Here is an 11225-nt window from a genome sequence, read left to right as displayed (position 1 = left end):
GTGAAAGGAGGAGACGTTCGGTGAGTGCACGGGAATGGATCGGTAAGGACTTCTACCGTGAGCTGGGCGTCTCCTCCGACGCCACCCCGGACGAGATCAAGAAGGCCTATCGCAAGCTGGCCAAGGAGAACCACCCCGACGCCAATGCGGGCAACGCGGAAGCGGAGAAGAAGTTCAAGGCGGTCTCCGAGGCCTACGGCGTGCTTTCCGATACGTCCAAGCGCAAGGAGTACGACGAGGCCCGGCGCCTCTTCGGCTCCGGCGGTCCCGGCGGCTTCGGCTTCCCTGGCGGCGGCGGTGGTGCCGGCGGTTTCGACGTCGGCGACATCTTCGGCCAGGCGGGCCAGCAGCAGGGCGGCTTCGGCGGGCTCGGCGACATCCTCGGCGGTCTCTTCGGCCGCCGCGGTGCCGCCGGTGCCACGGCGAACCGGCCGCAGCGCGGTTCGGACGTGGAGACCGACGTCCGGATCGACTTCACCGAGGCGGTCAAGGGCGCGACCCTGCCGCTCCGGTTGTCGAGTCCGGCGACCTGTTCCACCTGCGGCGGGAACGGCGCGAAACCGGGGACCTCCCCGAGGACGTGTTCGACCTGCCAGGGCAGCGGGCTGGTCAGCCGGAGCCAGGGCGCGTTCGCGTTCTCCGAGCCGTGCCGTGACTGCCGTGGCCGGGGCACGATCATCGACGACCCCTGTCCGGAATGCGCGGGCGAGGGCGTCAGCACCCGAACTCGCACGCTGACCGTGCGGATCCCGCCGGGCGTCGCCGACGACCAGCGGATCCGGCTCGCCGGCCAGGGTGAACCGGGCAAGGGTGGCGCGCAGCCGGGCGACCTGTACGTCCGCGTGCACGTCGCGCCGCATGCGGTGTTCGGGCGGCAGAACCTCGACCTGACGATCACCGTGCCGGTGTCCTTCGCGGAACTGGCCCTCGGCGGCACGATCACCGTGCCGACCCTCGAGGGCAAGGTCTCCCTGAAGGTGCCGCAGGGTACGGCGAGTGGCCGCGTGCTTCGCGTGCGTGGCAAGGGAATCGCGAAACGGGACGGCGCGCAGGGCGATCTGCTGGTCACCCTGCAGGCGGCCATTCCGTCCAAATTGGACGACAAGGCCCGTGAGGCACTTGAGGCCTACGCGGAAGCCATGGCCGACCACGATCCGCGACCGGAGATCACCGAACTTCTCGAAGGCAGGTGAGCATGATGTTCGGCGGGCTGCCGCACGGTGCGGACGAAGACACGCCGGTGTTCGTCATCTCGGTGGCGGCGCAGCTTTCCGGGATGCACGCGCAGACCCTCCGGTCCTACGACCGGCAGGGTCTCGTGTCCCCGGGCCGGACCTCCGGCGGCGGACGCCGCTATTCCATGCGGGACATCGCGTTGCTGCGCGAAGTGCAGCGACTGTCCCAAGAGGACGGTGTCAACCTCGCGGGCATCAAGCGGATCATCGAGCTGGAGAACCAGGTCGACGCGTTGCGGAGCCGGATCGCCGAACTGACCGAGGAGCTCACGGCCGCGTACGTCGCCGCCGAGCAGACGGCCGCGGCCGTGCACGCCTCCTACCGCAAGGACCTCGTGCCCATGCGGCAGCAGACGGCACTGGTGGTCTGGAAACCGAAACCTCGCCGCCGCTGACCACGGGAGTTCTACCGGCCGGGGGCCCAGGGTGCGCAGTTGCTGGACCTCACCGGGCTCTTGGTCCGGTCGACTCGGGTGACAGTGGAGGATTCGGGACGTTGGGTGTCCCGGATCTTCCGTTGATCAAGCTTGTGCCCGATCACGACCGGTGGACCGGTTCACGGACTTCCTGCACTTCACCGGCGCGACGGTCTGCACCGCGAACCAGGTTGAAAAGATCCAGAGGACTGAATGCGTTCTACTGGCCGGGGACCAGGGCGCGCAGCTGCTGGACCTCCCCGGTGCGCGAGTCCATGACCCGCTGGGCCAAGGCCTTCGATTCCGGGTTCTTGCCGTCCTTCAATTCGGTCCTCGCGAGCGCGACCCCGTTGTGCTGGTGCGCGACGAGGATGTCCACGAAGTCAAGGGTGAAGTCCCCGCCATCCTTTTTGGACAGTGCTTCGAGCAGGCCCTTGTCCGTGAGCCCGTCGCCACCGTGATGGTGGTGCGCGTTCGGATCCATCGAGCCCGTCTCGGGTTTGCCCCAGGACTTTAGCCAGTTCCGCATGTCGGAGCTCTCGGTCTGCTGCGTCGCCTCGATGGCGGCCGCGAGATCCTTGAGCGGCTGTTGCTGCCCCTGTTTCGTCTGCACCAGCTTGACGATCTCCACGCCCTGGTTGTTGTGGGCGATCATCATCTGCAGGAACATCACGTCGGCGTCGTTGTACTCCGCGGACGCCGGGGCGCCCGTCGCCGACTGGGGAACCGGTGAGATCGGGGCACCGGGGCCGGTGGGTGAGCCATCACCGGTCCCGCAGCCTCCGAGGGCCACGAGACCGGCGACGAGTATCAGACCGAACTTCACTGGCGGGTCCCCTCTACTGCCGGGTCCACAGTGCCGGGGTGTTCGGCGGTTCCCAGCCTTGGATCGCCGTATGCGCCAGCTGGCAGCGGTAGGTCACGCCGCCGTAGGTCACCGTGTCGCCGACCGCGTAGGTCGTCCCGGCCGCCCAGGTGCCACCCGCGGGCGGAGTGGTGGTGCTGGTCGGGGGATTCGACGTGCTCGGCGGGTTGCTGCTGGTCGGCGGGTTGCTCGTCGTCGGCGGGTTCCCGCCGCCGATCTGCAGGTCGATGCAGCTGTAGAAGGCCATCGGCGTGTCCGCGATGTTCCAGATGGCGAGGACCTTCTGGCGGCCGCTGAAACCGCTGAGGTTCACGGTGTGCGACGTCGGGTCCTTCGGCGCGGAGTTGTTCCCGCTGATGTCGGCGATCTTGGTGCCGCCGATGTAGTACTCGTAGTTCGTGGTCCGGTGGTAGGCGGTGAACTTCCAGTTGAAGGTCACGCTGCTGCCGACCGAAGCGGCGGGCCACGACTTCGATTCGTCGTTGAGCTGCGCGAACTGCGGAAGTCCGCCGTTGCAGCTGCGGAGCCCCTTGGGGCCTTCGACGCTCTGCGGTTCGTAGACGATGCTGCCGCACCCGGACACCTTGCCCTGTGCGCAGTTCGCCTGACGGCTGGGTGGGGACAGCACGTAGCCGTGCGCGCTGGCCACCTGCGGGATGGCCACGATGGCGATGGGCGCGAGCACCGCACCGGCGGCGGCTGCCATGAGCTTACGTTTGACGGTCATGCCGGCTCCTGGGATGGAACGACGGTGTTCCCGTGAGGGGGAGCAATGTGGTCTAGACCATAGATCCGCCGGTGACCAACGGTCAATGATTCACTGACCTACTGCTGCGTAGAGCCCAGGTGGAACAGCCGATCGGCCTAATACGAAGGAACCGCCGGGTCAATCCAGGGTGAAGGGGTCGTATTTGATCCGTTCCAGGTCGGTCCCGGTGGCGAGCAGTTTCGCGATCGTCGCGCGGATCATCGACGGTGACCCGGCGACGTAGACGTCACGGTCCTTCCAGTCTCCGCGCTGCGTGACCGCCATGGCCAGCGTGCCGCGGTCGCCGCCGGGGATGGTGCCCTCCTCGGTCACCGGGGTCACCGTGAGCCAAGGGCAGGTGACGGTCAGCCCGCGGAGGTCGTCGAGGGCGTAGAGGTCTTCCGGCCGTCGGCCGCCGAAGAACAGGTGCACCGGCGGGTTGTGGCGCCAGCGGGACATGTCGTCGAGCAGGGCGAGCAGCGGCGCGATCCCGGTACCGCCGCCGATCATCAGCAGCGGACGGCTTTCCGTGTGATGCACCGAAAGCGCGCCGAGCGCGGGGCCGATGCGCCAGACGTCGCCGACCCTGGTGTGGTGGACGATCGCGCGTGAGACCCAGCCGCCGCGCACGGCGTGCACGTGGAACTCCAGCGTCCCGTCGTCATGTGGCGCCGTCGCCGGTGAGAAGTACCGCCACATCCGTGGGCGCTGCGGGACTTCGACGCTGACGTAGCCGCCGGCGCGGTACGGCAGTGGCTGGTCGGTGCGCACCTTGATGACGGCGACGTCGCGGGAGGCCTGGCGGTGTTCGACCACCGTCGCCTTCCACCACGCGGGCCCGGTCTCCTTGCCCGCGGCCTCGCGCATGCTCTTCGAAATGACGCCGTACGCGGTGACCCAGGCGTCCTCGACCTCGGGCGTCCAGTCGTCCTTCAAGAACCTTTTCAGCGCGGTGATCAGCGCGACACCGACGGCGTCGTAATGGCGGCCGAGGACGTCGAACTTCCGGTGGTCCCGGCCGAGCTGGCCGAGGAACGTGGTCAGTTCGTCGGGCCGGTCCACCATCTGTACGACGTAGACGAGTGCGCGCAGCAAACGATTTCGTTGCGTGGCCATGTTGATCGGGAACAACGCCCTGGCGTCCGGCGAAACCGAGAAGAGCACCCCGTAGAAGTACTGGGACAGCTCCTCGGCTTTCGTTTCGACGGAGGCGAAACTCTCCCTGATGAGTTTGGCCATCTGGACGGTCTTGTCCGCCGCCGGTGCTTCGATCAGCGGCGGAACGGGAACCGGTGGCGAAGATCTCGACGAACTGGGCGGATGTTCGTACTTCACTGTTTCGGCAGTCATGGGTGAACGATTTTCTCCAGTTGGATCGGGCATATTCTCCAGACCCGATGTCATCGTGCTCGTGTTCCCCCGAAGGTTCACGACTGTATGCCCGACCTTCGCAAAAGGATCCAGGAATCGTTGTTTCCCGCTCGAACGGAGCAAACGGTGTACACGCCGTAAACCCCATCTGTCACACGGTAAAGGTGATCATGTGACCCGGTTTTTCTTTGTCCACCAGTGCTTTTCGCCAGTGCGACACAAAAACGTGATCCGCCGATCGGGTGGTGCTTCTCCGTGATTACCGAGTCGCGTAACGGTACGCGGACGCCGGCTGATCCCTATTGTGGAATCGTATTCGAACGCCAACCGGAAAGGTCTGCTAGTCGATGGTGAAGGGGTCGTACGCGATCTGGTCGAGCGCACTGCCCGCCACCAGCATCCGGGACACCGTCGCCCGGATCATCGTCGGCGAGCCGGAGACGAGAATCCGGTGGCCGGGCCAGGATCCGTACTGGGTAACGGCTTCCGCGAGCGTGCCCTGTTCGCAGCCGGGGGCTTCGTCACCGCGTTCGACCACCGGGGTCACGGTGAGCCACGGGTTCGTGGCGGCGAGGGCGCGCAACTCGTCGAGGTCGTAAAGGTCCTCACGCGACGGTCCACCGTAGAACAGCCGGACCTTCGGGTTCTCGCCCCATTGCGCGAGGTCGTCCAGAATGGCCCGCAACGGCGCGATACCGGTGCCGCCCGCGATCATCAGCACGTCGCGGCGGTCGGTCCGGTCGACCGACAGCCTGCCGAGCGGCGGGCCGAGCCGCCAGACGTCACCCGGCTGCGTGTGGCTCACGATGGCGCGGGACACCCAGCCGCCGTCGACGGCGCGCACGTGGAACTCGATGCCGCCGTCTTCGCGCGGAGCGTTCGCCGGGGACAGATAGCGCCAGAGCCTCGGCCGCTGCGGGACTTCGACGCTCATGTACTGACCCGGCTGGTACGGCACCGGGAATTCGGGCTGGACGCGGACCAGGGCGAGGTCCCAGGTGAGCCGCCGGTGCTCCAGCACGGTGGCCGACCACGACGCCGGGTTCACGTCGGCCGCGGCGGCCTCCTGCATCGCGCGGGCGACGATGGTGAACGCCTCCGCCCAGGCCCGTTCGACCTCCGGTGTCCAGTCCGGACCGAGGTGGTTCTTGAGTGCGGCGAGCAGCGCCGTGCCGACGGCCTCGTAATGCCGCGGGATGACGCCGAACTTGCGGTGGTCGCGGCCGAGCTGGGTCAGGAACGGCACGAGATCGTCCGGCCGGTCGACCATCTGCACGATGTGGACCAGCGCGCGCACCAGCCTGCCGCGCTGGACCTCCATGTTGATCGGGAAGAAGTCCCGGGTGGCGGGCGCGAGGGTGAACAGCATGCCGTAGAAGAACTGGGAGATCTCCGGGATGAACGGCTCCGACTTCGCCCAGGTGTCGCGGATGAGCCGCACCATCGCGGTGACCGCCGGCGGGGCTTCCCTCGGCGCCGAAGACCGGGGAACCGGGCTGACCGCGTCGGCTGTCACGGGCTGGGGGTCGCTGATCGGGAAGTGCATACCGGAAGCGGATTCCGATGGTTCACGAACGAAGGGCGACTGGAGAAGAATTCACGGATCATTCACCTCTCCGGTCAGTGGCTGTCCGCCGGTCGGCTTGGTTCCGGCTCGTCCGCGAGACTAGCTGCCGAGAGCCCTTTTGCCCGCATCGTTGCTCCGGACGGGTGTAGCCGAATCCCGGGGCGAGTGGGCGATCTCACGAGGTAAACAGTTGTCTTACGCAAGCTTCGCCGAATAAAGTTGTACTGTACAAGTAGCCGGGAGGCATCGATGAGCTCCGCCGACGACGCCAGGGTCGAACTCATGCGTGAGCTGAAGGCCGCCTCCCAGCTGCAGCACGCCTGGATCATGCAAGCCTGGCAGGACGAGCCCGGCCTGCACCCGGCCGCGGCGATGCTGCTGTCCGACCTGGCGAAGCACGGTGAAGCGCGGCCTTCGGAACTGGCCAAACGACGCTTCGTGGACCTTTCGGTGGTAAGCCGGCAAATCTCCCAGCTGTCCGCGGCGGGCATGGTCGACCGCCGCCCCGCGCCCGAGGACGGCCGCGCGTCGATCATCAGCATCTCCGAGCGAGGGCGCGCGGAACTGGACCGCAGGCGGGCGGGCTATCTGGACTTCATGGAGCGTGCGCTCGGTGACTGGACCGAGGAGAAGGTCGTCGACCTGACCACGCGACTGGCCGAGATGAACGCGGACATCCGCGCCGTTCTGTCCGTGCGGACATGCGAGGTTTGACGCCACCCGTACCTACCCGCCGGTCTTGACTGAACGGCCCTTTCGCCGCGCTGTCACCCCGGTAACGTCGGTATTCGTGCGAAGCAGGGTCGCGTTGCTGGTCGCGTTGGGAATCGACAACTTCGGCTCGGGACTCTTCCTCCCGCTCGGCCTCGTCTTCGTCATCCGTGTGGTCGGTCTGCCCCTCGCCCAAGCGGGGGCGGCGGTCACTCTCGGTGCACTGGCCGGTCTGCTCGTCCCCGTGCTCGCGGGGCGGCTCGTCGATCTGTTCGGCCCGCGCACGGTGATGATCTGCTCCCATCTGCTCCAGGCCGCCGGCGTGGCCGCGTACCTGCCTGCCGCCGGTTTCGCCGGAGTCGTCGGCGCGTCGGTCATGCTCGCGGCCGGACAGCAGCTGTTCTACAGCTCGCAGTTCTCACTGATCGCCGACGTCGCGGGCGAAGGCCCGAAGGACCGGCCGTTCGCCGAAGCCGCGATGGTGCGCTCCGCGGGCTTCGGCCTCGGCGGGCTCGCGGCGGCCGGGCTGCTGGTGTGGATCGGACGCGAGGGCCTGTACGTCGCCGTCATGGTCGACGTCTTCACGTTCGTCGTCGCCGCGGCCATCCTCGCGACGCTGGTGCCGCCGCTCCCGCGGCACACCCGGCGGATTTCGGGGCCTGCCAGGGTCTGGCGCAACCGCCCTTACCTCGCCCTGATCGTGTTCAGCGGGCTCTTCGCGCTCACGATGGACTTCTTCCTCATCGGGATGCCGGTGTACGTCTTCAACTCGCTGCAGGGACCCCGGTGGCTGCCCGGCGCGGTCATCGCGCTGCTCACCGTCGTCACCAGTCTGGGTGGCGTCGTCGCGCTGCGGGTCACCCGGAAGCTGACCCGGATCGCCGCGATGCGCGCGGGCTCGGCGTTGTTCGCGGTGTGGTGCCTGGCTTGCCTCGCGGTGGTGTTCGTGCCGAAGGTCTTCCAGCCCGTTTACCTGCTCGGCGCGACTCTCGTACTGGCCGCGGGCGATCTCGCGTTCGGCCCGCGGTCCGGGGCGCTGGCCGAAGCCGCGGCGCCGCCGGAGGCGCGAGGACGGTATCTGGCGGCCTTCCAGTACGCGTTCACCCTCGCCGCGGTGATCGCGCCGACCGTCGTCGCGCTGTTCTCCGTGGCAGTCTGGATCCCGTGGGTGCTCGTGGCCACGTGCGCCTGCGCCGCCGTCGTCGGCCTCGGGCGGGTGGGACCGCGCCTGCCCGCGGAGGCCGTCTCGCCGGGCGGGGGCTGACCGATTCAGGGTTGAGCGGAACAGACTCAACTTTTCTGACGTTGTACGAGTCGAGAACAACTTCGCAGAACTAGTACGAGGTGAGGGATGGACGCTTTCAACCCGACCACGAAGACCCAGCAGGCGATTTCGTCGGCGGCGCAGGCGGCCACGATGGCAGGCAACCCGCATGTCGCGGCCGCGCATCTGCTCGGCGCGCTGCTGGCGCAGGGTGAGGGACTCACCGCACCGCTGCTGACCGCGGTCGGGGCCGACCCGGCGCAGGTGCACAAGGAGCTGGAACCGCTGATCGCGGCGCTGCCGTCGGCGACCGGCGCCACCGTGTCGAGCCCGCAGTTCGACGCGCACGCGGTCAAGGCGCTGACGCACGCGCAGAAGCTCGCGACCGAACTCGGCGACGAGTACGTCTCGACGGAGCACCTTCTCGTCGGTCTCGCCACCGAGGGCGGCCCGGTCGCCGACCTGCTCAAACGGCACGGCGCCACCCCGGACGCGTTGCGTGACGCGTTCGCCAAGGTCCGCGGTTCCGCGCGGATCACCAGCCCGGACCCGGAGAGCACGTTCAAGGCGCTGGAGAAGTACGGCGTCGACCTGACCGAACGTGCCCGCGCGGGCGAACTGGACCCGGTCATCGGCCGGGACACCGAGATCCGCCGCGTGGTGCAGGTGCTCTCGCGCCGGACGAAGAACAACCCGGTGCTGATCGGTGAGCCCGGCGTCGGCAAGACGGCCATCGTCGAGGGGCTCGCCCAGCGCATCATCGCCGGAGACGTGCCCGAGTCCCTGCGCGGCAAGCGGGTCGTGGCGCTGGACCTCGGTTCGATGGTCGCGGGCGCCAAGTTCCGCGGCGAGTTCGAAGAGCGGCTGAAGGCCGTGCTCAAGGAGATCACCGACTCCGCGGGCGAGGTCGTCACCTTCATCGACGAGCTGCACACCATCGTCGGCGCGGGCGCGACCGGCGAGGGCGCGATGGACGCGGGCAACATGATCAAGCCGATGCTCGCCCGCGGTGAGCTGCGGATGGTCGGCGCGACCACACTCGACGAGTACCGCCAGCACATCGAGAAGGACGCCGCGCTGGAGCGCCGCTTCCAGCAGGTGCTGGTCGGCGAACCGTCCACAGAGGACACCATCGGCATTCTGCGCGGGCTCAAGGAGCGGTACGAGGTGCACCACGGGGTGCGCATCACCGACGCCGCGTTGGTGGCCGCCGCGACGCTGTCCGACCGCTACATCACCGCCCGGTTCCTGCCGGACAAGGCGATCGACCTGGTCGACGAGGCCGCGTCGAAGCTCCGCATGGAGATCGACTCGCGGCCGGTCGAGATCGACGAGGTCGAGCGGTCCGTGCGGCGGATGGAGATCGAGGAGATGGCACTGTCCAAAGAGGACGATGTCGCCTCCAAGGAACGGCTCGCCGTGCTGCGCTCGGAACTGGCCGAGAAACGGGAGACGCTGACGGCGCTGACCGCGCGCTGGCAGAACGAGAAGGGCTCGATCGAGCGCGTCCGTGAGCTCAAGGGGCAGCTGGAGCAGCTGCGCGGCGAGTCCGAACGCGCCGAACGCGACGGCGACCTCGGCAAGGCCGCCGAACTCCGCTATGGCCGGATTCCCGCGCTGGAGAAGGAGTTCGAGGCCGCGACGGCCGCCAGCGAGGTCAGCCAGCAGAACGTCATGCTGAAGGAAGAGGTCGGCGCGGACGACGTCGCGGACGTGGTCAGCGCGTGGACCGGCATCCCGGCGGGACGGCTGCTGGAGGGCGAGACGGGCAAGCTGCTCCGGATGGAGGAGGAGCTCGGCAAGCGGGTCGTCGGGCAGAAGGAGGCCGTGCAGGTCGTCTCGGACGCGGTGCGCCGCACCCGGGCCGGCGTCGCGGACCCCGACCGGCCGACCGGTTCGTTCCTGTTCCTCGGCCCCACCGGGGTCGGCAAGACCGAGCTGGCGAAGGCGCTGGCGGAGTTCCTGTTCGACGACGAGCGCGCGATGCTGCGGATCGACATGAGCGAGTACGCCGAGAAGCATTCGGTGGCCCGCCTGGTCGGCGCGCCTCCGGGTTACGTCGGCTACGACCAGGGCGGTCAGCTGACCGAGTCCGTGCGCAGGCGGCCGTATTCGGTGGTGCTGCTGGACGAGGTCGAGAAGGCCCACCCGGACGTGTTCGACGTGCTGCTGCAGGTGCTCGACGACGGACGGCTCACCGACGGCCAAGGCCGCACGGTGGACTTCCGCAACACGATCCTGGTGCTGACCTCGAACCTCGGCTCGCAGGCCATCGCGGACCCGACGCTCGACGAGCGGCAGCGCAACGACGCGGTGATGGCGGTCGTGCAGCGGCAGTTCAAACCGGAGTTCCTGAACCGGCTGGACGACATCGTGGTCTTCCACGCGCTCGGCACCGACGAGCTGACGTCCATTGTGGACATCCAGATCGCACGACTCGCCTCGCGGCTCTCGCGGCGTCGCCTGACCCTCGACGTCACCGCCGCGGCACGCGAATGGCTCGCGTTGAACGGTTTCGACCCGATCTACGGCGCGCGGCCGCTGCGGCGGCTGGTGCAGTCGGCGATCGGCGACAAGCTGGCGAAACAGTTGCTGGCCGGTGAGGTCCGGGACGGGGACACGGTACGGGTGGACATCCCCGCGCAGGAGGCGTCGGAAGCGTTGACGGTCACCCGGGTGGAGTGACCGGATGTTATGAACGGGACTTTCATTGCAAATTTTGCAAGGAAAGTCCCGTTCATAACACGGTCAAGAGCGGGAGTCCTGTGCTGCGGCCTTGAGTGGGCTGGCCAAGGTCGCGGCCGGCGGGGCTGAAGGGCCCTTTCCCCTCATCTCACGCGGCGAAGGGCGCTTTCCCCGCATGCGATGGGGGGAAAGCGTCCTTCGGCCCCGAGCCCCGAGCCCCGACCCCCGACCCCCGACCCCCGAGCCCCGACCAAGATGAAAGGACCTTTCCTTGCAAATTTCGCAAGGAAAGGTCCTTTCATGGCGTTGGCGACACAGCGATTTGTCGACCTTTCAGTCCGTCTTGAGGTCGCGGCACCGAAA

Annotated in this window: 9 protein-coding genes; 5 read left to right on the top strand and 4 right to left on the bottom strand. The window is 67.9% G+C overall.

Annotated elements, in window-relative coordinates; all coding sequences use genetic code 11:
* The first annotated feature begins 20 nt into the window (after window positions 1–20).
* Window positions 21–1193, top strand: coding sequence for a molecular chaperone DnaJ (gene dnaJ / locus ACZ5ZX_RS00975; protein WP_465500047.1), 1173 nt, complete (start codon window positions 21–23; stop codon window positions 1191–1193).
* 5 nt (window positions 1194–1198) lie between these two features.
* Window positions 1199–1630, top strand: coding sequence for a heat shock protein transcriptional repressor HspR (locus tag ACZ5ZX_RS00970; protein ID WP_465500993.1), 432 nt, complete (start codon window positions 1199–1201; stop codon window positions 1628–1630).
* Between the two features lie 241 nt (window positions 1631–1871).
* Here ACZ5ZX_RS00970 and ACZ5ZX_RS00965 read toward each other — a convergent pair whose 3' ends face one another.
* From ACZ5ZX_RS00965 to ACZ5ZX_RS00950, 4 genes are all read right to left on the bottom strand, one after another.
* Entirely contained in the window at window positions 1872–2477 is a 606-nt protein-coding gene (locus ACZ5ZX_RS00965; protein ID WP_465500046.1) for a DUF305 domain-containing protein, read from the bottom strand.
* Window positions 2478–2490: 13 nt separating this feature from the next.
* Window positions 2491–3243: a lytic polysaccharide monooxygenase gene (locus ACZ5ZX_RS00960; protein WP_465500045.1), complete on the bottom strand. Its 753-nt coding sequence runs from the start codon at window positions 3241–3243 to the stop codon at window positions 2491–2493.
* Between the two features lie 159 nt (window positions 3244–3402).
* Window positions 3403–4503 carry a globin domain-containing protein gene (locus ACZ5ZX_RS00955; RefSeq protein ID WP_465500992.1) on the bottom strand — a complete coding sequence of 367 codons (1101 nt, stop codon included), beginning with the start codon at window positions 4501–4503 and terminating at the stop codon, window positions 3403–3405.
* A gap of 472 nt (window positions 4504–4975) precedes the next feature.
* Window positions 4976–6181, bottom strand: coding sequence for a globin domain-containing protein (locus ACZ5ZX_RS00950; protein WP_465500044.1), 1206 nt, complete (start codon window positions 6179–6181; stop codon window positions 4976–4978).
* Between the two features lie 270 nt (window positions 6182–6451).
* Here ACZ5ZX_RS00950 and ACZ5ZX_RS00945 point away from each other — a divergent pair, with 270 nt between their 5' ends.
* The 3 genes from ACZ5ZX_RS00945 (at window position 6452) to clpB (ending at window position 10862) form a co-directional block, all read left to right on the top strand.
* Window positions 6452–6916 (top strand): MarR family winged helix-turn-helix transcriptional regulator, encoded by a 465-nt coding sequence (locus ACZ5ZX_RS00945; RefSeq protein WP_465500043.1) that lies wholly within the window; start codon window positions 6452–6454, stop codon window positions 6914–6916.
* 76 nt (window positions 6917–6992) lie between these two features.
* The gene (locus ACZ5ZX_RS00940; protein WP_465500042.1) at window positions 6993–8177 is read left to right on the top strand and encodes an MFS transporter; all 1185 of its coding nucleotides are present in this window, start codon (window positions 6993–6995) and stop codon (window positions 8175–8177) included.
* A gap of 87 nt (window positions 8178–8264) precedes the next feature.
* On the top strand, window positions 8265–10862 hold the full coding sequence (clpB, locus tag ACZ5ZX_RS00935; RefSeq protein ID WP_465500041.1) for an ATP-dependent chaperone ClpB: 2598 nt from the start codon (window positions 8265–8267) through the stop codon (window positions 10860–10862).
* The last annotated feature ends 363 nt before the right edge of the window (window positions 10863–11225 follow it).

This window comes from Amycolatopsis sp. NPDC033938 (genome assembly GCF_055575975.1).
This window is presented reverse-complemented; position numbering and strand designations above follow the sequence as displayed.

Excerpts from the sequence above, each read along its gene's own strand:
- ACZ5ZX_RS00950 (WP_465500044.1), bottom strand. The coding sequence starts at position 6,181 with ATGCACTTCCCGATCAGCGACCCCCAGCCCGTGACAGCCGACGCGGTC.
- ACZ5ZX_RS00970 (WP_465500993.1), top strand. The coding sequence starts at position 1,199 with ATGTTCGGCGGGCTGCCGCACGGTGCGGACGAAGACACGCCGGTGTTC.
- ACZ5ZX_RS00960 (WP_465500045.1), bottom strand. The coding sequence starts at position 3,243 with ATGACCGTCAAACGTAAGCTCATGGCAGCCGCCGCCGGTGCGGTGCTC.
- clpB (WP_465500041.1), top strand. The coding sequence starts at position 8,265 with ATGGACGCTTTCAACCCGACCACGAAGACCCAGCAGGCGATTTCGTCG.
- ACZ5ZX_RS00945 (WP_465500043.1), top strand. The coding sequence starts at position 6,452 with ATGAGCTCCGCCGACGACGCCAGGGTCGAACTCATGCGTGAGCTGAAG.
- ACZ5ZX_RS00955 (WP_465500992.1), bottom strand. The coding sequence starts at position 4,503 with ATGGCCAAACTCATCAGGGAGAGTTTCGCCTCCGTCGAAACGAAAGCC.